Origin of the sequence: Stieleria tagensis (genome assembly GCF_024129865.1) — a bacterium.
Taxonomy (GTDB): Bacteria; Planctomycetota; Planctomycetia; order Pirellulales; family Pirellulaceae; genus Stieleria; species Stieleria tagensis.
This window is the reverse complement of the sequence record NZ_JAMYFE010000119.1, coordinates 35,701-59,956: the sequence shown is the minus strand read 5'-3', so window position 1 is coordinate 59,956 and position 24,256 is coordinate 35,701. Positions and strand designations below refer to the sequence as shown.

The 24,256-nt window shown below is 57.2% G+C and carries 15 protein-coding genes; 8 read left to right on the top strand and 7 right to left on the bottom strand.

Going from position 1 to position 24,256, the window contains the following annotated elements:
* Window positions 1-94: 94 nt before the first annotated feature.
* Together NHH03_RS24790 and NHH03_RS24785 are read right to left on the bottom strand one after the other, a co-directional pair.
* Window positions 95-1,186 carry a trypsin-like peptidase domain-containing protein gene (locus NHH03_RS24790; protein ID WP_253160840.1) on the bottom strand — a complete coding sequence of 364 codons (1,092 nt, stop codon included), beginning with the start codon at window positions 1,184-1,186 and terminating at the stop codon, window positions 95-97.
* A 75-nt stretch (window positions 1,187-1,261) separates the two neighbouring features.
* Entirely contained in the window at window positions 1,262-2,425 is a 1,164-nt protein-coding gene (locus NHH03_RS24785) for a S1C family serine protease (protein ID WP_253160838.1), read from the bottom strand.
* A gap of 95 nt (window positions 2,426-2,520) precedes the next feature.
* On the opposite strand from NHH03_RS24785, the gene NHH03_RS24780 reads away from it, so the two are divergent.
* Together NHH03_RS24780 and NHH03_RS24775 are read left to right on the top strand one after the other, a co-directional pair.
* Complete coding sequence (locus tag NHH03_RS24780) at window positions 2,521-3,447, top strand: SDR family oxidoreductase (RefSeq protein ID WP_253160836.1); 927 nt, start codon at window positions 2,521-2,523, stop codon at window positions 3,445-3,447.
* 34 nt (window positions 3,448-3,481) lie between these two features.
* On the top strand, window positions 3,482-4,273 hold the full coding sequence (locus tag NHH03_RS24775) for an MBL fold metallo-hydrolase (RefSeq protein ID WP_253160834.1): 792 nt from the start codon (window positions 3,482-3,484) through the stop codon (window positions 4,271-4,273).
* Here NHH03_RS24775 and NHH03_RS24770 read toward each other — a convergent pair.
* The 3 genes from NHH03_RS24770 to NHH03_RS24760 are packed head-to-tail and all read right to left on the bottom strand — an operon-like array spanning window position 4,222 to window position 7,471.
* Entirely contained in the window at window positions 4,222-5,031 is an 810-nt protein-coding gene (locus NHH03_RS24770; protein WP_253160832.1) for a 2-phosphosulfolactate phosphatase, read from the bottom strand. The two genes, NHH03_RS24775 and NHH03_RS24770, sit on opposite strands and share 52 nt — an antisense overlap.
* Window positions 5,031-6,428, bottom strand: coding sequence for an MATE family efflux transporter (locus NHH03_RS24765; RefSeq protein WP_253160842.1), 1,398 nt, complete (start codon window positions 6,426-6,428; stop codon window positions 5,031-5,033). Before NHH03_RS24765 ends, NHH03_RS24770 begins: the two co-directional genes overlap by 1 nt.
* Window positions 6,429-6,433: 5 nt before the next feature.
* Complete coding sequence (locus NHH03_RS24760; protein WP_253160830.1) at window positions 6,434-7,471, bottom strand: rhomboid family intramembrane serine protease; 1,038 nt, start codon at window positions 7,469-7,471, stop codon at window positions 6,434-6,436.
* Between the two features lie 268 nt (window positions 7,472-7,739).
* Here NHH03_RS24760 and NHH03_RS24755 point away from each other — a divergent pair, with 268 nt between their 5' ends.
* From NHH03_RS24755 to NHH03_RS24730, 6 genes are all read left to right on the top strand, one after another.
* Entirely contained in the window at window positions 7,740-8,072 is a 333-nt protein-coding gene (locus NHH03_RS24755; protein ID WP_253160828.1) for a HesB/IscA family protein, read from the top strand.
* Entirely contained in the window at window positions 8,029-8,298 is a 270-nt protein-coding gene (gene yidD / locus NHH03_RS24750; RefSeq protein ID WP_253160826.1) for a membrane protein insertion efficiency factor YidD, read from the top strand. The genes NHH03_RS24755 and yidD overlap by 44 nt, the downstream gene beginning before the upstream one ends.
* 483 nt (window positions 8,299-8,781) lie before the next feature.
* The gene (locus tag NHH03_RS24745) at window positions 8,782-13,677 is read left to right on the top strand and encodes an Ig-like domain-containing protein (protein WP_253160824.1); all 4,896 of its coding nucleotides are present in this window, start codon (window positions 8,782-8,784) and stop codon (window positions 13,675-13,677) included.
* 362 nt (window positions 13,678-14,039) lie between these two features.
* Window positions 14,040-14,357, top strand: a complete 318-nt coding sequence (locus NHH03_RS24740; RefSeq protein WP_253160822.1) for an HU family DNA-binding protein — start codon at window positions 14,040-14,042, stop codon at window positions 14,355-14,357.
* A gap of 417 nt (window positions 14,358-14,774) precedes the next feature.
* Complete coding sequence (locus NHH03_RS24735) at window positions 14,775-16,070, top strand: Gfo/Idh/MocA family oxidoreductase (RefSeq protein ID WP_253160820.1); 1,296 nt, start codon at window positions 14,775-14,777, stop codon at window positions 16,068-16,070.
* 82 nt (window positions 16,071-16,152) lie between these two features.
* Window positions 16,153-18,183, top strand: coding sequence for a S46 family peptidase (locus tag NHH03_RS24730; protein WP_390895627.1), 2,031 nt, complete (start codon window positions 16,153-16,155; stop codon window positions 18,181-18,183).
* A gap of 502 nt (window positions 18,184-18,685) precedes the next feature.
* Here the strand turns inward: NHH03_RS24730 and NHH03_RS24725 are convergent.
* On the bottom strand, window positions 18,686-19,723 hold the full coding sequence (locus NHH03_RS24725) for a lysylphosphatidylglycerol synthase transmembrane domain-containing protein (RefSeq protein WP_253160816.1): 1,038 nt from the start codon (window positions 19,721-19,723) through the stop codon (window positions 18,686-18,688).
* Between the two features lie 73 nt (window positions 19,724-19,796).
* Entirely contained in the window at window positions 19,797-24,158 is a 4,362-nt protein-coding gene (rpoC, locus tag NHH03_RS24720; protein WP_253160814.1) for a DNA-directed RNA polymerase subunit beta', read from the bottom strand.
* Window positions 24,159-24,256: the final 98 nt, after the last annotated feature.

Below are 24,256 nucleotides of genomic sequence, written 5' to 3'. Positions count from 1 at the left end.
CGCGTCGGGTTGCCATTTGTGGGTAATCGCCAGCTCACAGAGGCCAGCTACAGTCTTGATCCGGCTGGATTCGTGCTGTTGCCGGTTCCTGGCGTTAGCGGCGTGCTTCTTCGAGCATGCTGATGATTTCGGCGCTGACCAATGAGGCGGGTAAGGCATAGGACACCACGCGACCGGCGCGGGCGATGTTGATGCCAATCACATTGCCGTTGCTATCGAGCAGCGGGCCGCCACACTGGTTGGGTGCCAACACCGTGTCGTGCTGCATCACGCTATCGAACCCGCTTAGGCGAACGTTGCGTGGACCATTGACTTTGGCGTCGTTCTTGGATTCCATCAGCACCGCTTGGTCACTCATCATCGCATCGCGTTCGATCGTGTCATCGCCACGCACGATCGTTAGTCGGACAACGTCGCCGGGATACATTTTCCCCAACGTGCTGATGGCGGCTTGTGAGCCAAGGATTTCCAGGTCGTTGATCTTCAAAATACGGTCACCGTCTTGCAGTCCCGCTTCTTCGGCACCGCTGTGTGGCGCCACACGCAGCACCGTCGCCGGGCCGCTGGGCGTGTTGTAAAAACGCACTCCCAATCGGCCTTGATGGCCAATGTGGCGTGACGAAACGCCCAACACGCCCAGTCCAAACGTGAATCCTTCGCGTCCCGGCGAGATCACAAAGCTACCGGTTGGCGGTTCGGGGTTGCTGAAGGTTGCCGGGCGAATGTCCCACTCGGAATCATCGCTGCCATCGAGTTTGATCAACGCCAAGTCGTTGTCGGGGCGGACCGCGGAAACGCGGGCTGCGATTTTTTTGCCGTTCGGAACACGCACCGAAATCGGATCACCACTCAATTCACTGCGTTTGGTGATGATGTATCCGTCTGCCGAAACCACGGTGCCCAATGACACGACGCGGCCGTTGCAAAACACTTGGACGACCGACTTTTCAACCGCATCCGAAAGTGGTTGCACCAATCGCATCATCGTGCCACTGTCACGCGAGGCGATCGAGGCGGCTGAATTGCCATGTCCAATCCAATCCGCGGGTGATTGCGCGGCGGCGGGAACGATCATTGCGACTAGCAAGAGTGTGCCAACGAACAATCGAGTTGTGGTGCACAGCGGCGCCATCGCGACAGCCACTAAGCGGCTGAGGGGCGACTGTGAAAGCGATGGATCAGTCATGAGTGGCGTTGGAAAGAGAAGAAACGTGAAGGGCGATGGGATAACCGGCGGCAGTTCAAAGCGGGGAAGCGGTCGTTATCCGGAACGGCCAATTTCGACCACCAATCGGATCCTTCCACTGCCGCGACGTACCCAGATCGGCACGCGTTCACCCGGCATCGTGTCGGCAACGGCATCCTTGAGCGATTGGAAATTCAGAATGACTTTTTCTCCGAACTGTTCGACGACGTCTTCCGCCAGTAGCCCGCCGTTTTCAGCCGGTGATCCATTCTTCACGGCGATGATGCGCGCGACGCTGTCGGACTGATTGCCGGTGACACCCAAGGTGGGTTTAAAGTTCGGTAGAAAACCCCAGGCCTCGCCGGACGCCATCCGTTCCCAAGAATAGTCGTAGTGATCGATCGGCACATGCAAATTCTCGGTGACGTCATTTCCGATCCGGCTGTGCACGGCAATGAGTTCGCCGGCCATGTCGAACAGCGGGCCGCCACTGTCGCCACCGATCAGGGCGCAATCGCTGACCAAGACGTCGGGGCGGACTTCCAGTAAACGGCCGACGCGGATGACTGTTCCACGGGCGGAGTCGTAGCCGCCGGGATGGCCCATCGCGATGCACCACATGCCCGGCACCAATTCGTCGCTGGTGCCCAAGCTGGCGTGCGGCCACGGTTTGCCTGCGTTTTGTCCAGGGTTGATCCGCATCAGTCCGGCATCAACATGGCGATTCATGCCCAATGTCGTCGCGGTGACTTGATGGCCATCAGACAGCGTCACCACGGCGGCTTTGCCCGGTCGCATTGCGACGTGTGCTGCGGTGACGATGTAGCCTGAACCAGTGATGATGACGCCACATCCTTGCGCCGGACCGATTTTGACACTGACGGTGCACCGCGAGGCTTTGGCGGCAACTTGCTGCTGTTGTCGCTCCATGCTCCGCAAATGGTCGAGCGATGCCGGTGTGCCGCCGCGTTCTAGTAACGGTTCCAAGTCAACAGGCACGCTGACGCGTGTGCCGTGGTGAGATGCCTGTGAACCGGCTTCGGCCGATTCCAGAGTTTCAAAAGCGCTGCGGCTGGACCCGGCAACTGTCGGGACGGACGCCGAGGGTGCGTCATCGGCTAGCAGCGGCGGTCCGATTGCGGGAATTCCTAGCGTGAACAGGAACACAATTGACGATACAACAACGCCGACGGTTCGGCCGCTGCGGTGAATCGATGGAAGGCAGTCACACTGGATCAAAGCAGAGTCCCTGGTGCGGAAGGCTGAATTGTCGAACGGTCGCCCCATTGTAGCCTCAACACTCGCAAAATTGAAAAGTCCCGGAAAAAGCCCGAATGAATGACAATACGGACGTTTTAGTGGTCGGCGCAGGCTATTTAGGTCAAAAAGTGGCTCATTTGGCACGCACACAGGGCGCAACGGTTTACGCGACAACCCGCCATCAAAACCGCTGTTTGGCGATGGCAAAGTCCGGATTTCATCCGATTCGATTCGATTGGACGGACCGTCGCAGCATCAATAATTTACCGCTGCGGCAACTCTCGGCCGCGGCGCGCGTGCTGGTGGCGGTCAGTTACGACCGCGAAAGCCGGCTCGGACGCTACGAGTCACAGGTCGGTGGGCTGCGGAATTTGCTGTCGTTTTTGCCCGCCGATGCCCGAATTTGCTACATCAGCACGACCGGGGTTTATCATCAAACCGATGGCCGCTGGGTCGATGAAACCTCCCCCACGCACCCGGACCGGTTGGGCGGCAAAGTGCATCTACAGGCCGAGCAACTGTTGCACGCGATGCGTCCCCAAACGCCGTGGAGAATCCTGCGATTGGCTGGGATTTACGGCCCGGGGCGAGTGCCACGTGCCGCAGATGTGATTGCCGGCCGAGAAATCGCCTCGCCGGAATCTGGTTTTTTAAATTTGATTCATGTGCACGATGCGGCGCGGGCCACCCTGGCAGCGTGGCGGCAAATGGATCCGGCCGTCGTTGGCCAGCCGCAACCGGTCGGCACACAGTCTCGGTTGTATCTGGTCAGTGACGATGCTCCGGTCGTCAGGGGGGATTTCTACCGCGAGATCGCTCGACAATGCGGTGTGTCGCCCCCAAGCTTTGTCGATCCGCCGGCAGATGCCCCGGTTCGGATGCGCAGCAACAGCAATAAACGCATCTGGAATCGAAAACTGCGCCGCGAATTGTTGCCTTCCCTGCGCTACCCTGACTATCGCCACGGGCTGGCGGATGTCTTGCATGCCAACGTAGAATGACTGCCCCAAGCTTTTCGATAACCCTCTTGAACGAATGATCCAACGCAACCCTCTTTTCCCCGGCATCATTGAACTGAATTTCCAGGCCCGAGAAGTGCTGGGATGCAATGTCTATCTGATCTATGACGACGACGAATGGGCGCTGGTCGATATCGGGTACGAGGAAACGGTCGACGATTTTGTGGACATCATCCGCAATCTCGATTTCCCCCTTTCTCGCTGCAAGACGCTGATCGCGACACACGCCGACGTGGATCACATTCAGGGATTGGCAAAACTCAAGTCAATTCTGAAAACCACGGTCACCGCCCATCCCAACGCGGTCCGACCGCTGACCGAAGGCGACACGTTGTGGACGCTGGCAGAAATCGAAGCGCAAAACCTGAAAATGGAGATGCCGAAAGTCGACGTTGAAATTCAAGTCAACGACGGCGACATCATCGAAGTCGGCAAGTTAAAGGTCGAGGTTTGGCACACGCCGGGGCACACCAACAGCCAGCTCGCCTTTCGACTCGGCGACGTGCTGATGAGTGGCGACAACATCTATCGTGATGGTTGCATCGGCGCTATCGACGCCCATCACGGCAGCGACATCAAAGCCTTCATCGGTTCTTTGGAACGAATCCGCGACAGCGACGTGAAATGGCTCGCGCCCAGCCACGGGCCGATGTTCCGCAATGACAAGGATTTTATGAACCGCACGATCGACCGTGTCCGCGGCTATTTGAAGATGGCCGACTTTGGCACCTTGGCAGAGTCATGGCCATTGATGGATCAATGGGACGAAGAAGTCGCGGCGGGAACACTGCCCGACGGATTGGCGTAGCGGAACGTCGTCACGTCGGAGTCCGCCGAACTGGATCGCTCGGCTCGTGTGACGATGCCGCTGATGGTATCGATGCGGGCACAGCGATCGATGTCGGCGGCAAACCCGACGGAGGCCAAATTGCGCCCTCCTAGAGACTGACCTAGCGCTGTCCGAAGTGCCTGGTGCCCGCGGTCCCCCGCAGCGCCGGATTGTTGCCATGCCGCCATAGCGATCCGCGCCGAATCGTCAATCAAGTCGTGTTGCGATGACGGGTTCAAACGTTGCACGATCGCACCGGCCAATAGCACGTCTTCGTAACTGATTTCACCGTTGGTCCCGGCGCAAACGAATTGCAGTTGAGTTTCCGACTCGATCGCATCGATCGTCGCTTGCAGATTCAGGAACGAACTGACCAGCAACCGTCGACAGTCCTGCACGGCTCGGATCGCCCGTGTGCCATTGGTTGTCGTCAGCACCAGGTCGCGCCCGGCGAGTCGATCGGGCCCGTATTCGGCTGGCGAATTGCCGAGATCAAATCCAGCGATCGGCTTGCACTCGCGTTCACCGCATAGCAGCGCGGTCGGTGTGGATTCGGTCGCGATCTGACGCGCCCGTTCGGTCTGTTCACAGGTCCGGATCGTGGCGGCGCCGGCCGCTCCCGCAGTCGTCATCACGCTGGTTGCGCGTAACACGTCGATGACCACGGCGCAGGTTTTCGAGCGGTCCAATCCGGCCGACAGTGTGCCAGGGAGTAAGGCCACAGAAATCGATTTCATCAAACCATCCGCATAGATTTCCAACGACCGCCGACAAAGCGAGCCGTCATCAAGATTGCCAGTGCCCAAATCCAGAAGGTGATGATCCACCACCACCAATTCAAGGACTGTTGTCCAGGGTCAAACAAGATTCCAATCGTGATCGCCACGGCACTGGTTGTCGCACCGGCCCCAAGTACATACCAGGTGTCGCCGGCACCCTTCAACGCTGCGCCAAAGATCAGCTGGGCCGCATCGACCAAGACGTACAACGCAACAAATCCCAGCAAACCGCTTGCCAGTTCGACCGCTTGAACCGAATGGTCGTCGTCGGCGCCCAGACGATACAGTGACAGCATCCAATCGCCGGCCAGTAGATAGGCCAGCGCCCAGGCGCCCGAATAAACCAGTGCCATCAGCAGCGCCGCCAGAGTCGTGCGGACGGCGAATGCCGGGCCGTTTTGCAGCAGGTGCCGGCCGACCAATACCGATGCGGCGATCGCAATTCCAACCAACGGGATGAACGCGACCATGTTGAAATTGATCGCCATCGTTGTGGCCCGCAGCGGCACGTCGCCCAACTGTCCGATCTTCAGCACGATGATGGTGAACGCGCCGGCTTCGGTCAGGTACATCAGCCCACTGGGTAGACTAAAAAACAGGAAGTTGCGCATCATCGGACCATCGATGCAAAACCCGCCGCGCATCTGGTAACGCTGTTCCAAATGAGGTCTGGATAAAATCCATCCATAGCACACCACTTTGAACCAAAACGCGATCACGCTGCCGATCGCGGCTCCGGCGATGCCCAATTCAGGCAGTCCGCCCCAGCCAAAGATCAGTAACACATCTAAGATCACGTTCAATAGTCCACTGACGATCGAGACCCACATGATCACCGCGGTGCGTTCGGTGCCGCTAAAGAATCCGCTGAGCGCCGATTCGATCACCAGCCCCAATCCGCCTAGCATCAACCACCGCATGTAAGTCGTTTCGGCAGCGATCAGTTCGGCCGGTTGTCCGGTCCAGCGGAACAGCGGTTCGGCAGCGATCGCGGCGATGATAAACCAGGGGACGGTCATCAATGACAACCACATCGTCTGCCACAGCAGTCGACCGATTTTGTTCGGTTCGTTGTTGCCGATCAATTGGCCGATCATCGCACCGGACATCGCCGCGGTGCCGATCGGAACACAGACGATCACCCAGAACAGGTTCCCGCCGGCCATCGAGGCGCTCATCGAAACGCCGTCATAAAACATCAGCAACGTGCGATCGGCAAACAGCACGATCGACATCATTCCGGCACTGACCATCAGTGGCATTGCCACGCGGAACACTTCCGCCGCAGCGCTGATCAATCCGGTGGGGACGGGGAATTCGGGAGAGGGGAATTCGGGGGAATCGCCGGGCGACATTGCGGTCACGAAAATCGATTGGAACCCAGGCGTGATACCACCGCTGCGATCACAACGCCCGCGATCAGTCCGCCGATGTGGGCGCCGTTGGCGATGCGGTCGACAAAGAACACACAGAACACCAACCAACCCAACATGATGGCAACGTTGGCCGGCACCATCCGCACCGGATACATCGGTGACAGCGCGGGCCGAATCCACAGATAACCAAACAGACCGTAGACGGCGCCGGAAGCCCCGATCGAAAACGGCGATCCGGCCAGTCCCGCCAGCAGCGGTGGCAAACTGTCTTTCTCAGGCAACCAGACCTGCACCAACCCGCCAAAGATCCCGCTGGCCAGCAGCAATCCCAGCATGAACCAGGACCCCTCCAGGCGTTCGATCACCGAACCGAGAAAATACAGTGCCAGCATGTTGAACGCTAAATGAAAGGCATCGCCGTGCAGAAAGATCGGAGTGACCAGTCGCCAAACCTGTCCTTTCTTGATCGATGCAAACGCGTCTTCGGTGAACACGTAGTCGCGCCAATCGACAAAGGACAATCCATAAAAGACGGTTTCTTCGAGCGAAAGTTCGCCCGGTACCGGTGAGGGGTGCGGTTGGCCGAAATTGGTGGCGAAACTGGCGATCACCGACAGCACGATCACGGCGATCACAATTGGGATCGCTTGCTGACGCAGCGGTGCCCCCATCAGCGGGCCACCGCCGACGGGCGATTTCGGATGGACTTTTTGTTGCAGTTGTTTTTTGCGTTTTTCTTCGGCCTGTTGCTGCTTGCGCCTTCGCTCGGCAGCGCCGCCGACGCGGTAACGCTCGTTGTCCGGATCTTCGCGAAACGTCTCTAATTCTTGTTTGGCCCGTTCGACATGGGTTTCGTCTCGGATCCACAAATCGCAGACCGCGGGCGACGGCGACGCCCCGTCTGGCGGCGGGGCGTCACTGGACGTGCGGGGGTCGACCGAGCACTCGATTGACTGAGTGTACAAGTAGTCCGAAAACCGTCTGGCTTCGTCGGGATCGGGTAAAGTGCCGATTCGGCGCATACAATTGGTTCGTTTTGTAAGAATCTGGGCTGCAAAATGACGATGTGTCATTGGATCGCCGACTCAATGGCGATCGAATTCATCAGACCATCGTTTGCCGGCGACACTTGCCGCGGCGGCGGTCTGTTGAATACTATGACGGTTAGTCAGTCACGCCGCTATGCGGCCCGAGTAGACTGAACTAGTGTGACAGGCCCCAATGCGACCTGATTTTCTGTTGCACTTCACCCACCAATTCATTCGTCCCTAAAACGAAGGTGACGCCCCGATGGCAGTCAAGTTGAGCGAGCGAGCGGCCCAAGAGGTCCAAAGATTCCGTACCGAACACAATTTTGGCGATGACATGGTCCTGCGGATCGGTGTCGCCGGTGGCGGTTGCAGCGGATTCAATTACACCCTGAATTTTGACGACAGCTTTGACGTCAAAGCAGACTCGAAATTCGAGTGCCACGGCGTCGAAGTCGTTGTCGACAAGAAAAGTGCGCTGTATCTGGACGGCACCACCGTCGATTGGTACGAAAGTTTGGAAAAACAGGGATTCACGTTTGAAAACCCCAATGCAGTCAAAACCTGTGGCTGCGGCAGCTCCTTCCAAGCCTAAAACGCCTGGAATTGCTGCAAAACTGCTCGTCGGATTGATCCGGGTCTACCAGACTCGGATCAGTCCGCTATTCCCACCGACCTGTCGGTTCACGCCGACCTGCAGCCAGTATGCCGTTGATGCAATTCGCAATCGCGGCCCATTGGTGGGGCTCTTTTTGACGACACTGCGGATCGCCAAATGCCATCCATGGCATCCCGGCGGACATGACCCTCCGCCCTCTTAAACAATCCCTGGAACAAGTCAGTGTTGTCGTAGCTGGGCCCGCCAGGGTTCAGTCGGCCAGAATTCTGGCCAATCGGTCGCCCCCCTACCAATCCACCGTTTGAAGTTGCGTTTTTATCGCAACCCGACGCGTCAGCGAGGGGTTTAGCCGGTTGCTGGGATCCCTCGCTGACGCCTCGGGTTACCAAAAACCATGGTCTCACACAAAAGCGCTGGCTTCAATCGATCCGACTCGCTGGCCTTGTGCACAGATTGACGGGAACAAAACTCTTTTTTTCCGCGTCTTACTGCAGATTGTAAAAAGGTAGCGGTTGTGCGGGATTTTCTCAGTCCGCCTAGGATCCAATGCCGAATGCCCCAATGGACGGTGATGAGTGGTTGCAAACGCTCGCGCCGTGATTGTTCTGGGACACGTGCGCGTGCGAGCTCTGTTTGTTCTCCGCGTCGCGTCGCCCATTGCCCCACAGAATAGCCGGATAAATAGATGTCCCAAGGTCGCGAAATTCGAGCCCACGAGAGCCAGCCGAGCCAGAATCGCTCGGGTCGAAGTCGCCTGAGCCGATTTCTTCGTCAGTTGTCGCCCGTTGCCGGCACCGGCCGCGGCGCCGACTCGCGTCCCGCACGTGGTGGCGAGCGGCTGAAACTGGAAAACCTGGAGTCGCGGCAGTTGATGGCCGCCGACGTTTCGATGGTCTCTGCCGACACGCTGGGACCGGTCGATAGCCGCGTCGAATTGACGTCGTTTATCGCGTCGAATGCGCGATCGAGTTTGACCACCGAAACGGCGGCCGAAGGTGAACCGGCGGCGGATTTGGTTCAGTTCGCCAAAGACCTGACAGCGGCCGGCGTGACCTTTTTTGGTGCCGGCTGGTGCCCGGCCTGCACCGAACAGAAACAGATTTTCCAAGACGGCGCCCACTACCTGCCGTTTGTCGAAGTCACCAACCCCGACCGTTCTCTGTCACAGCTCGGTATCGACAACAATATCACCGCCTACCCGACCTGGGTGTTCCCGGATGATACCCGGCAAACCGGCGTGATGACGCTGCAGCAATTGAGCGACCGTAGCGGCGTCGCGATTCCGCAAAGTGAAGACCCGACCTTTGTCGAGATCGGTGACCAAACGGTTCTGATCGGTTCACCCCTGCACATTCCCGTTGACGCCTACGATGCCAACGGCGGTCCGTTGACCGTGACCGTTTCGGTGTCGGATTCGAACCTGTTGGATGCCAGCGTGGTGATGGGCAACCGGTCGATCCGAATCGACATGGAAACCTATGGTGACATGGTGTTCGAATTGTTTGAACAGCGTGCTCCCAATGCGACCGGCCGAGTGATCGCGCTGGCCGAAGACGACTTTTACAATGACATCATCTTTCACCGCGTGATCGACGATTTTGTCATCCAAGGCGGTGACCCGACGGGCACCGGTACCGGTGGATCGACGCTGGGTGATTTTGACGATGATTTTCATCCCGAACTGCAGCACAACCGTCGCGGTGTGTTGTCGTTCGCAAAATCCAGTGATGACACCAACGATTCCCAGTTCTTCGTCACCGAAGTTCCGACGCGGTTTCTGGATTACAACCACAGCGTGTTCGGTCAATTGATCGAAGGCGATGACGTGCTCGAAGCGATCAGCGAACACGCCGTCAACAGTTCGGATCGGCCGACCACAGACATCAAAATCAAAACCATCGATGTCTTCACCGACAACGAAAATTCGTTGGTGATGTTGAAGCCCACCGGCAACGGTGTCGGATCAACCGATGTCACGATCACCGTCACCGATAGCGATGGCAACTCGCACAGCGAGACCTTTCAAGTCGATGTCAACAATGACACCGCCAACAGCCAACCGTATTTGAATGCCGTTGATGTCCCCGATCGATTCACCCCTGGTGCAGCGGCGACACTACAACTCGCCAGCACAGATATCGAAGGCGACGCGGTCACCTATTCGGCGCAAGTCGTTTCCAGCAGCACCGGTGCGACGGCCACGATCAACCAATCTGGATTGCTGACGGTCACACCAGCGGCCGGCTACACCGGTCCGGTTGACGTCACGGTCACTGTGCGCCCCGGGACCGGCGTGACCGGCAACGGATCAAGCGATAGTGATTCCCAGCGGCTACGGTTTAATTTCGAGGCCGAGCAAACGGCATCGGCTCCGACTTCGGTTGACCTGCGAACCAGCAGTGACACCGGATCCAGCGGTACCGACAACATCACCAACGCGGGGACACTCGCGTTCACCGTCGATGGCGTGACCGCTGGTGCAACGGTGCAACTGATCAACGTGCAAACCAATGCGGTCTTGGGCGAAGCGGTGGCATCGGGCAGCAGTGTCACCGTGACAACAAACAACATCGCCGCGTTGGGCGATGGCGTGTACAACATTTCGGCGCGACAAATTGTCAACTCGCAAACCAGCGCCCAGTCGCCTTCGATCGCGGTGACCTATGACAAAACCACGCCGACTTCCGTGGCAAGCAGTGCCAACACACGCGCCAACGTCGGTCGTTTGTATCAATCCGATCTGATCAACAGCGAAGAGGGATCGATCAAGTACGCCCTGACCAATTTCCCGGTCGGTGCAACGATCAATAGTGGATCGGGTTTGATTCAGTGGACGCCGGACTCCGGCGATTTGGGCGACAACTCGTTCACCGTCACCACGACCGACTTGGCCGGCAACGTTCGCACCGAGACGTTCAATGTCAATGTTGCCGAAGCCCCCAAGGCGGAAATCCAACTGGTGATTAAAGACACCGATGGGAATGTGGTCACCAACCTGAACACCGGCGATGATTTCATTCTGGAATTGGTCGGTGTCGACAGTCGGGGCAGTTTCGATCGTGACGGCGTCTATGCGATCTACACCGACATCCTGTTTGATTCGACGATCGTGCGGCCCAAAACCGGCACGACCATCGAGTATGTCGGTGATTTCACACTGGCACCCAAAGGCAGTTTCACGACCGGATTGATCGACGAAATCGGCGCGGCATCCAGCCGTACCACCGCGTCCAACCAAAGCCAATCGGTGATCGCTCGCGTGCAGATGACGGCGATCGGGTCTGGCAGCGTCAATATCCGCAGTGAAGAAGCCGACGAAGCGAGTAGCGAGGTGCTGCTGTTCGGTGACGATGACCAAGTGTCTGCCGAATCCGTTTTCTTCGGCAGCGTGAATTTGACCGTCGGCGCCGATTTCACTCTCACCAATGACTCGGTGAGCGTTGCCGAAGATTCCGGCGCGACAACGATCGACGTGTTGGCCAACGACACCACCAACAGCGCCTCGTCGCTGTCGGTGGTCTCTGTCACCCAGCCCGCTAGCGGTGGCACGGTCAGTGTCAGTTCGGGCGTGGTTTCGTTTACCCCCGAAGCCGATTTTAACGGTACGACCACGTTCACCTATCGGGCCGGTGATGGCACCGGAGCACAGGAAACCGCGACGGTCACGGTCACGGTGACCCCGGTCAATGATCCACCGACCGGTGTCGCGGACACGTTGAACGTCGCAGAAAATTCGACGGGCAATCGATTGGACGTGTTGGCCAATGATTCGACCAGCCCCGATACGGGCGAGACCCTGAAGGTCACAGCGGTCGGCAATTCGGCCAATGGCGCATCGATCACGATTACAACCGACGGTTCTGCGGTTAACTACACCCCGGTACCGGGCTTCACCGGCATCGACACGTTTACCTACACGCTAAGCGATGGCCAGTCCACGACCACCGCGTCGGTCACGGTCACCGTCACGCCGTCCGATGCGCCACCGACCGCCGTCGATGACGCGTTCACCGTCAACGAGGACACCGCCGAAGCCTCTTACGACATCCTGCAAAACGATACCCGCGACACGGACAATCAATCGTTTGTGATCGACGGTGTGGGAGGCCCCAGCAACGGTGGAAACGTACGACTGAGCAGCGATGGAGAAACGTTCTTTTACGAACCAGCCGAAGATTTCTTTGGCACCGAAACGGTGACCTACACGATTCGTGATACCGGCGGCGGGTTGTCGTTCGGGACCGTGACGTTCACCGTGACCGCGATCAATGATCCACCGCCGGTTTCCAATTCGACCGTGCAACTATCGCGTGGTTCCGGCCAAACCGTGATTCTGAATTTGGACGACCTGCCCGACAACGTCGATGGTGACGGCGAGACGCTAACGATCTCCGTCAACGGAAACTCTGCGGCCGGTGGCGCGACGACGGTCGATGCCAACGGAAACCTGCGGTACACGCCACCGAGTTCCTCGTTCGTGGGAACCGACACCGTTTCTTACACCGTCGCCGATGGATCAGGAACCAACAGTACCGGGACGATCACGATTCAAATCAACGAGTACACCGAGCGAAACATCACGGTGAACTTTAGCGGCAATCAAAACCGTTCGATCGCGGCAGAGCTGAAATTGACGGGTACCGATGTGCTGGGAAATGACGTCTCGCTTAACCTCGTTGTCGATGACAGCACCAATGGGTTTGTTGCCAACGTGTTGCCGGGCAACTACGTCATTGAAATCCCCGCGCTGCCATTTTTCACCGGCGGTGAAGCCGCCCAACAATACACCGTCAACAGTGCGCCCGGTGACGGCGACGTGACGATCGAAGCGACGATGGGCCGGTTGAAACCAGAGTACCTGTCGATTCAAGACTGGTTGGGTTCGACGCCCCAGCAATCCGTGTTGGTCGCCATTGAGCCTGGACAATCTGCGTTGTTAACCGAATCTTCGTCGCAAGCTTCGGCCTCGATCGTCGATCCAGTGGTTTCGCTCAACGCCGCTGGAACTCAACTGACGATCGCCGGCAAAGACGACGCCGATGCCGGGATCAGCGGTTCGATATTGACCTCGCGAGGCGATGTCGTGTTGCCGCGTGGGAAATTCGGCGACCTGCAACTCTATCGTGTAGATGTCTCGGACACCGCGATCAACTACACCGCCGATTCATCGAGTTCGGCTTCCACCGCCGCCGAAGGCGAGTCGGTTGAGGCGGAAGATGCGGTTTCGGGATTGTCGGCGGCCGGCAGCGGCGAAGGCGAGGCGGTTGCGGCGGCCACGTCCGTCAGTGATGTCGCCGCCCCGTTGTTGTCCAGCGCGGTGCTGGCAAACACTCCCTCGGACGCATCAGATCAAGATCCAGTGGAAGAGACGGTTGCGGAAACCAATGCGGATCCGATCAGCCCGCAGCAGTTGTTCAGCCGATTCCTGTCCTCCACAGCGGCGTCGAGTTCGACCGATACGGGGACGACCGGTGACGGCCAAACCGCTAACGAATCGTCTTCCTCGGACGCCTCGGATGACTCGGAATCGAGCGGGTTGTCCCCCAGTCGTGTGGACCGATTCTTCAGTCGAGGCCGTTGAAAACGGGTTTTTTAAAGATTCAGGACAGAAAAAAAGACCGCGTTTTCCGCGGTCATTCGCTGAATCGCTCGCCCAGCCCCGGTCACTGTGACGCTGTCAATTTGCCGCCAAAAACAGCGGAAACACCATGAAACACGGGTGTTTTGCTGCTTTTTGGCCCTTTTTAGCAGCCGCCCATGGCGAAACAAGCTACCTTTCGGGTGACCAAGAATCGCCGCAAACCCCGCAAAACACTAGGTTTTTTGACCAATGCCGGGTTGCACCAATGTTCGGCGACGAATAACACTTGGCCCGTCAGATTCGCATGGGGGAATTCCCCATCTAACCCTTCCTGCATAAGCAATCAGAAAAGGTTCTCGCAAATGGCTAAAGTTCCGCCTAAAGCACCTACTAAAACTCAGATCATCGCCAACATCGCTGAGTCGACCGAATTGTCCAAAAAGGACGTAGCGGCCGTCTTCGACGCACTAACCGACGAGATCGCACGTGAAATGGGCCGCAGCGGCTCCGGTCAATTCACTATCCCGGGTCTGTGTAAGATCCAGCGCAAGGATGTGGAAGCAAAACCAAAACGCAAGGGACGCAATCCTTCGGACGGCAGCGAAATCTGGTTGAAGCCAAAACCGGCCAGCAAGAAAGTTGTCATTCGTCCGCTCAAAGGTCTGAAAGAAATGATCTGATTCAGTCTTTGACTTGTGATCAGATAATCGCTTTAACGGCGCGCAAGTTCTTCTTGCGTGTCGTTTTTTTATGCCTGCTCCACAGCGCTACTTCACTAGCATTTAAACTCTCTCTGTCGGTCTGTCCCACTTCCCACCTTTTTTGAAGCCAGTGATTTGATCCCAAACGCAACGCGTGAGTTTTTTGAAGTCGCGCGTTTCATCACAACCCGACGCGTGAGCGAGGGATTGAGGGTGTTAACGGGATCCCTCGCTGACGCTTCGGGTTACCAAAAACCAATGCCCACGCAAACGCGCTGGCTTCAAAACTCACGCATCGGGTTACCAATAACCATTGCCTGACGCTAGAACGCAACTTCGAAATCCATCCCCCGCCTCGCTTTCAATCGCCCACCTTTCCAACCCATCCGTGAGATCATGACAAGACGCCAGTTCTTAAAAACGTCCGCCGCTCTTTCGACCGCATCACTTTCCGGCGGTGTGTTCAGCCAACTTGCCCCTGCTCAATCGTTGTCGGCCAATGAGCAACTCAAGATTTTGTGTGTCGGTACGGCGAATCGCGCCTCGGCCAACATTCAAGGTGTCAAACAAGAGAACATCGTCGGCTTGTGCGATGTCGACAGCAAGTTCTTGGACAAAGCCAAGACAGATTTCCCCAGCGCGAAAACCTATCGCGACTATCGCGAGATGATTGCCCAGGAAGCCCCGCAGGCGGACGCAATCGTGATCGCCACCGCAGATCACAACCATGCACCGGCTGCGATCCGAGCCATTCGCGCCGGGCTGCATTGCTATTGTGAAAAACCACTGACCCATACCGTACAGGAGGCGCGTCTGATCGCCCAAGCCGCCGCTGAACAAGGTGTCGCGACGCAAATGGGAACTCAGATCCACGCCGGTGACAACTACCGTCGTGTTGTCGAAATCGTTCAAGCCGGAACGATTGGCGATATCGCCGAAGTCCATGTCTGGGTGGGCAAAGGATGGGGCGGTGGTGATCGTCCGGAATCCGGTGATCCGGTCCCCGCCAATCTGGATTGGGACCTGTGGCTGGGACCTGCACCGGAGCGGCCTTACAAAGCGGGTCGCTACCATCCGGCCAACTGGCGACGTTGGTGGGATTTCGGCCAAGGCACCTTGGGTGACATGGGCTGCCACTACATGGACCTACCGTTCTGGGCGCTACAACTGCGTCACCCGACATCGATCTCCGCGTCGGGTCCGGACGTGAACCCGGAAACCTGTCCATTGGGTTTGATGGTGAATTACCAGTTCCCCGCACGTGACAACATGGTGCCCGTCAAAATGACTTGGTATGACGGTGATCATGTGCCCAAGGAAGTGGCCGGCCAAAAGGTGCCCGGCAGCGGCGTGATGTTCATCGGCAGCGAGGGGAACCTGTTCGCCAACTACGGCAGCTACAAACTGTACCCTGAATCGGAGTTCGCCGATTTCAAACCACCCCAGCCGACGATTCCAGATTCGATCGGCCACCACCGTGAATGGATCGAAGCCTGTAAGACCGGCCAGCCGACGACTTGTAACTTTGATTATTCCGGGGCGTTGACCGAATCGGTGCTGTTGGGCAACGTGGCATTTCGAACCGGCCAGACGTTGCAGTGGGACGCCGAAAATCTACGTGCGACCAATTGCCCCGAAGCTGACGCGCTGATTCAAAAACAGTATCGTGCTGGTTGGGAAGTCACCGCCTGATGGCGCTGCCGTCCCGCTGACTCACCACTCCCCGATCGGCGGCCAAGCCATGCGAAAACGATACTCTGTTGCTCTGATTGTTATGACACTGTTGACTGCCCCGTTTGCCGGCGTCTCGGAAACCTCCGGTGACGAGGGCATGTATCTGTTCAATGAACTGCCGACTGAACTGTTGCAGTCCCGGCACGATTTCCAGCCCTCCCAGGCCTGGGCAGATGCGTTGCGGTTGTCATCGGTTCGGTTCAATAGTGGCGGATCGGGGTCGTTTATCTCCAGTGACGGTTTGGTGCTGACCAATCATCATGTCGCCAGCGACACGCTGCATAAGCTCAGCTCGGAAGAACGCAACTTGATCGACGATGGTTTCTTAGCCAAATCGATCGATCAAGAACTCAAGACGCCCGATTTGGAACTGAACCAACTGGTTGCTATCGATGATGTGACGCAGCGCGTGGTCGCAGCGGTGGATGCCGACGCATCGGTCGCTGATGCCGCCAGTCAACGCCGCGCGGTGATCGCCGAGATAGAAAAAGAGTCGACGGACGAAACAGGTCTTCGCAGCGATGTGGTCACGCTGTTTGGTGGTTCACAGTATCACCTGTATCAATACAAAAAATACACCGATGTCCGGCTGGTTTGGGCGCCCGAGACCGCGGCCGCATTCTTCGGCGGCGATGCCGACAATTTTGAATACCCGCGGTATTGTCTCGATGCCACCATCATGCGTGTTTACGAAGACGGCAAGCCCGCCCAGTTGAAAAACTTTCTGCGCTGGGACACGCAAGGCGTCCATGATGGCGAACTGGTTTTCGTCAGTGGGAATCCGGGGCGCACGCAGCGAATTTTCACCGTCGACGCGCTGAAGTTTCTGCGAGACAGTCGCCTGCCCTATGTGTTGGATTTTCTGCGTCGCAAAGAAGTGATGTTGCAGCAGTTTGGGCTCGGCGGCGCCGAAGACACCCGCCGCGCACGCGACGAACTGTTCGGCGTGCAAAACGGACGCAAAGCCTACACCGGGATGTTGGCCGGATTGCAAGATCCGAAAACGATTGCCACCAAACAACAGCGTGAATCAAACCTGTTGGCAGCGATCAACGCCGACCCGGAACTAAGCGAAGTGGCCAATGCATTCACCGAGATCGCTGCGGTACAGTTGGAAAAGAAGCAAATGCTTGGGGACACCGTCAGTTTGCGTTCGCGATTGTTCGAGATCGCGATGACGTTGGTGCTGCGCGCCGCTGAGGATGAAAAACCCAACGGCCAACGACTGCGCGAGTTCACCGAATCAGGACGTGAATCACTGCTTCAAGATCTGCTGAGCGAGGCGCCGATCTACCCGGATTTGGAACGCGTCAAACTGGCCGACGAAATCGGTCGTCTGGTCGAACAACGCGGGGGCGATGACCCGTTGGTGCAAATGGTGTTGGCCGGCAAAGGGCCCCGAGAACGTGCCGCCGAGTTGATCGAGGGTACCGAACTGGAACAAATTTCTGTGCGACAAGCCTATCTGGACGGTGATCGTCAAGCGATTGACCAGTCCACCGACTCGCTGATTGGGCTGGTGCGTGAATTGGAGCCTGAGTACCGCCGGCTGCGAAAGATCAACGAAGAACTCGACGAACGTGAACGACAAGCGTATTCGTTGATCACCGAAGCGGTCAGCCAGCTGCAAGGTGATTCCGGTTACCCAGATGCCACGTTCACCCTGCGATTGGCGTTTGGGACTGTCATCGGCTACACACAAGATGCTCAAGAAATCGAACCCACCACCAACTTTGCCGGCGCGTTCCAGCACGAGTCGCAGCATGCCGGGCAAACCGATTTTGATTTGCCAGCGTCGTGGAACCAGGCCAAGGACCAATTGGATTTGCAGACGCAATTGAATTTTGTCTGCACCGCCGACATCATCGGCGGCAACAGCGGTTCACCAGTCGTCAATCGCGACGGCGAATTGGTCGGATTGATCTTTGACGGCAATATTCAAAGCCTGACCAGCGACTACCTGTACACCGATCAACAGGCACGTGCGGTCTGTGTGTCAGGCGTTGGCATCCTGCACGCGCTGCGAACGATCTACGGCGCCGAACAACTCGCCGACTCCATCGGCAAATGACCGTGACGGGATTTTCAGAACAACCTAAAGGTTGAACTCCAACGGTTTGGATGTTGGTGTGGAGGATTTATCCGATTGCTTTTTGCGGGTGCTGAAGTATTGACGGGGTCGGATAAATCCTCCACACCAGCGCCACTTGGTTGAGCATCCGTTGGAGTTCACGCTTTAGCGTGTCGGTGTTGGTCAGAGCGGATGTGGAACAACCTAAAGGTTGAACTCCAACGGTTTGGAGGTTGGTGTGGAGGATTTATCCGACTGCTTTTTGTAGGTGCTGAAGTAGTGACCGGGTCGGATAAATCGTCCACACCAGCGCCCCTTGGTCGAGCATCCGTTGGAGTTCACGCTTTAGCGTGTCGGTGTTGGTCAGAGCGGATGTGGAACAACCTAAAGGTTGAATTCCAACGGTTTGGAGGTTGGTGTGGAGGATTTATCCGACTGCTTTTTGTAGGTGCTGAAGTAGTGACCGGGTCGGATAAATCCTCCACACCAGCGCCACCTCCGTTTATGCGTCAGCGTGCTGGGGCGGCTCGCTTTGCTCGGCTTCTTGCAGGCTTTCTTTGACTTCGGCACTGGCGGTCCAGTAGAACACGGTGCCGAGGATTGCGATCAAGACTTTGACCATCTCGAACACGAGTGCGACCAGTGTGCCCGATGCGTTGGTCGATTGGGCGGGGATGATCTTGTACAGCCAGTCGATGGCGGCTTCGAACACACCGATGCCGGCCGGCGTCAGTGGCAGTGCCGACGCCAACATTCCGATCGGCACGATGATCACGTGTTCGGCAAGCGTTGGCACCGACGGATAGAGGCTGCGCGCAATCAGATACAAACTGATCGTCAGCAGCCCATGCACCGCGATGCTCATCAGGACTGCAACTCCGAAGGCGATCGGGTGATTGTGGAACATCCGCAGCGGGGGACCAATTCGCAGGACGAGATTGCCAATCACCGGCAGCTTGCCCAATCGCTGCACCAATCGATCGACAAAGTTTCCACCGAAGATCAACACGGCCAACACCGTGGTGCCCAGGCCGACCAGAACCGCTGTACCAATCTTGAGTTGCCGCATGTCCTCGCCGGCCAAGCTGAACGGATCATCGCTGCGATGGAACAGGAAGGCTGCGGAGACGATGAGCAGTAAGCCGTAGAGTCCGACGCCGCGATCGACCAAGACCGACGCTACGGCTTGAACGCGGCGTCCCGGGCGGCGTTTGGCCAGAAAGATGGCTTTGAACAGATCGCCGCCGACGCTACCGGCGGAAACGAAGTTCAGTAGATAGCAGATCGAACCCAATCGAAACGCTTCCAGCAATGACAGTTCGATGCCCTGGCAGCGGACCAGCAACCACCATCGCGCAAACGACAGACTGATCGAAGTGATCGCGACCAGCATGGCGGCAACCAACAACGGATAGTTCTTGGGATGCTGGGCCAGTTCGTCCCACTGTGCCGGCTCGATACGATAGAGCAGAAAGACGATGATCCCCAGCGGGATCGCAATCTTGCAAAGTGTGATCAGTAGCTGGCGATTGAACTTCATCGGCGCGTGGCACAGGTCATCGTTTGGTGGCGGTTGCAAGCTGCGACACCGCCACCGAAACGATGCTTGATTCTTATTCGCCGATCACTGCTTCGCTATCGCCGTCGACAACGGGCGGCTCGGTTTCCGCAGTTGATGCGGATTCGGGCTGATCGGTGCTGATGGGGCCATCGTCACCCATCACTTCATCACCGGCATCCAACAGCGGGAAGCTCTCTTCGAGGCTCTGGACCGGTTGGGTGGCCAATTCCTCCAGCGCTTCACGGCGATAATTCACCTCGGACTCTTGGAACAGGCGGAAACCGGTACCAGCTGGGATCAGGTGCCCCAGAATCACGTTCTCTTTCAGTCCGACCAGTTTGTCGACCTTGCCCGCCAACGCGGCTTCGGTCAGTACTTTGGTGGTTTCTTGGAACGATGCCGCCGAGATGAACGAGTTGGACTGGACGGCCGCTTTGGTGATCCCCAGCAACTGGGTGCTGGCGGTCGCCTTCTTTGGCCGTTTGCCTTTCATCGGGGTGCCGCCTTCGGCTTCGATTTTGGCGTTGGTCTCTTCGAACAACTCTTTGGGGATGATCGTGCCTTCGGTGTAATCGCCGTCACCGGCACCGGCGACTTTGATGCACTTGGCCAGTTCCTGGTTGGCATGACGGAACTGGAATCGGTCGATCACCAATCCGGGCAACAGGCTGGTGTCACCAGGCGATTCGACTTTCACCTTTCGCAGCATGCGAGCGATGATGATTTCACAGTGCTTGTCATTGATCTCCACCTTCTGCGATTGATAGACCTGTTGAATTTCATGCAACAGATACTGCTGAACCGCTTCTTCGCCGGAGACACGCAGGATGTCGTGGGGAACCAAGGGGCCGTCGACGATCGACTGACCCGCTTTGACCATGTCGCCGGTGTGCACCAAGAAGTGCTTGCCGGTTGGGATCATGTGTTCGCGTTCGATACCCGATTCGCTGCGGACAACAACGGTCGTCTTGCCACGTTTCTTTTCGGGCATGATTTCGACTTCGCCATCGACCTCGGCAATGATCGCCGGATCCTTGGGCTTACGAGCTTCGAAGATCTCGGTGACCCGTGGCAGACCACCGGTGATGTCCGAAACACCACCGCTGTCACGCGGCATTTCCGCGAGCACGTTCCCGGGCACGATGTCTTGACCGTCGACCACCGAGATGGTCGCTTTTTCCGGCAGGAACTGAACGTTCAATGCTTTGCCGGTGTTGTCTTCGACGACGATCTGCGGGTGCAGGTCGCCCTTGTGATCGACAACGACCATTCGCATTTTGCCGCTGGCCTCTTTTTCGCTACGGACGGTTTCGCCTTCGACGATGTCCTCGAAGCGAACTTTACCGGAGACTTCCGACAGAATCGGCACCGAGTAGGGGTTCCATTCGCATAGCGTTTCGCCCGGCTTCACTTTCTGGCCGTCTTCGACCATCAGCATCGATCCGGTTGGGATCGGATAGCTTTCGAATTCACGTCCACGATCATCAACCAGTGCGATTTCACCGTTACGTGTCAGAACGACCTTGCGTCCCTCGGCGTTTTCCACCGCACGGATTCGGGTCAGCCGGACTTCACCGGCCTTCTTGCTCTTGATGTCCGATTCTTGCATCGCCTTGCTAACCGAACCACCGATGTGGAAGGTACGCATGGTCAGCTGAGTACCGGGTTCACCGATCGACTGGGCGGCGATGATACCGACGGCCATGCCCTCTTCGACCATGGCCCCGGTGGACATGTCCATGCCGTAGCAGCGGCGGCAAACACCCAACGGTGCGTCGCAGGTCATCGGCGAACGGACTTGCAGTTTTTCCAGACCCATCTGCTCGATCTTGCGAGCGATTTCGGGAGTGATCATCTCGCTTTCACCGACCACGACTTCGTCGGTGACCGGGTTGACGATCGATTTCCGACTGACGCGACCGTTGATCGAATCGGCCAAACGGACTTCGACCTTTTCACCACGGTAGACAACACCCTTGGTGATGCCCTGGGTGGTGTGGCAATCGTCCATCGTGATCACAACGTTCTGTGCGACGTCGGCCAGTTTACGTGTCAGGTAACCACTGTCGGCGGTCTTGAGAGCAGTGTCCGCCAGACCTTTCCGAGCACCGTGGGTGGAACTGAAGTATTCCAGTACCGACAGGCCTTCGCGGAAGTTGGCTTTAATCGGGGTTTCGATGATCTCGCCGGTCGGCTTGGCCATCAATCCACGCATCCCGGCCAACTGACGAATCTGGGCGATACCGCCCCGTGCACCGGAGTGGCTCATCAAGAAGACGGGGTTAATGTACCAGCCGCCTTTTCGCACGTCGCTTTCCATGGCCGACATCATGTCGGTGGTGATCAACTCGCGGGCCTTGGTCCATTCGTCCAATACCATGTTGTATCGTTCGTCGTCGGCCATCTGACCACGGTCATAGGCTTTCTTCAGACGCATGACTTCCTTTTCAGCTTCTTTGATGAAGCCGACTTTCGAATCGGGAGTCACCAAGTCGTCGGTGGCGAACGACAGGCCGCTACGGGTCGATTCGCGGAAGCCCATCTGCATCATGTCATCCAACAAGTGAATCGTCGGACGACGACCGAGGCGTTGGTAACAGTCACTGATCGCGAGGGCCAAATCACCACTGCGCATCGCGCGGTTGTAGAAATCCATCCCGTCGGGCAGCATTTCGTTGAAGCGAACGCGACCAGGTGTGGTTTCGATGATCGCGCCGTACTTGGAATTTTCGTCTTCGTTCTTCAGACGTTGGTGGCGCGGCAGACGCATCTTGATTCGTGCGTGCAGGTCAACGATGCCTTGGGCATAGGCGAATTCGACTTCGTCATAGCCGGCAAACGTCATGCCTTCGCCCTTGCGATCGGGCAACTCGCAAGTCATGTAGTAACAACCCATCACGATGTCCTGTGAAGGGCTCATGATCGGTTTCCCGTTGGACGGGGCAAACACGTTGTTGGTACTCATCATCAACGTATGCGCTTCGACTTGGGCTTCAATCGAAAGCGGCAAGTGAACGGCCATCTGGTCGCCGTCAAAGTCAGCGTTGAATCCTTTACAAACCAGCGGGTGCAGGTTGATCGCGTTGCCTTCGACCAAAGTCGGTTCAAACGCCTGGATCCCCATCCGGTGCAACGTGGGTGCCCGGTTGAGCAGCACGGGGTGGTTGGTGATGACCTGTTCCAGGATATCCCAAACCTCTTCGTCCTTGCGCTCGAGCATCTTCTTGGCGGACTTGATCGTGTCGGCGTGACCGAGTTCTTTCAAGCGGCGAATGATGAACGGTTGATACAGTTCCAACGCGATCTTCTTTGGCAGACCGCACTGGTGCAGTTTCAAACGCGGTCCAACCACGATCACCGAACGCGCCGAATAATCGACTCGTTTGCCGAGAAGGTTTTCACGGAAACGACCCTGTTTCCCTTTGATCATGTCGGTCAAAGATTTCAGGGGTCGGTTGGACGAACCGAGCACCGGGCGTTTGCAGCGATTGTTGTCAAACAACGCGTCAACGGATTGTTGCAACATCCGTTTTTCGTTGCGGATGATGACTTCCGGCGCGTTCAGGTCGACCAGCTTGCGCAAGCGGTTGTTGCGGTTGATGATCCGGCGATACAGGTCATTCAAATCGCTGGTGGCAAAGTTGCCGCTGTCCAGCAGGACCAACGGGCGCAGGTCCGGAGGAATCACCGGGATCACGTCCAGCACCATCCACTCGGGACGGTTGTCGCTGTCACGGATCGATTCGACGATCTTCAACCGGTTGGTCAGGTCTTTCTTCTTTTGCTTGCTGCCGGTTTCCTCGAGTTCGATCCGCAGTCGATCGGACAGTTCGACCAGGTCCAACTGGTTCAACAGTTTGCGAACCGCTTCGGCACCCATGTCGGCTTCGAAGGTTCCCGGGCCGTACTGTTGACGGGCCGCACGGAATTCTTCTTCGGTCAGCAATTGCTGATGTTCCAGATCGGTTTGGCCGGGATCAACGACCACGTAGTCCTGGAAGTAGATCACTTTTTCAAGCGAGCTGGTCTTCATGCTCAACAGGTTGCCCAGACGCGAGGGCATGGCTTTGAAGAACCAGATGTGAACGACCGGCGCGGCCAGATCGATGTGACCCATTCGTTTTCGACGAACGCGACTGTGCGTGACTTTCACGCCACAGCGGTCACAGATCATGCCTTTGTATTTCATCCCCCGGTACTTGCCACAGGCGCATTCCCAGTCCTTTTCAGGTCCAAAAATGCGTTCGCAGAACAAACCGTCTTTTTCGGGACGGTAGGTGCGGTAATTGATCGTTTCCGGTTTTTTGACTTCACCAAACGACCAACTCTTGATGTCCTGCGGTCGCGCCAAAGAAATTCGGACCGACGCATAATCGTTAATGCGATCGTAGTTGCTGGTTTCGCCAATCGACATGTGGAAGCCTTTAGCAGTTAGCGTAGCGCTCTGAGCGGTGTTGTTCGAAAGTGAAACGATTCAGACGGTGATGCAAGAGGTTCGTCGCGAATCGTTTG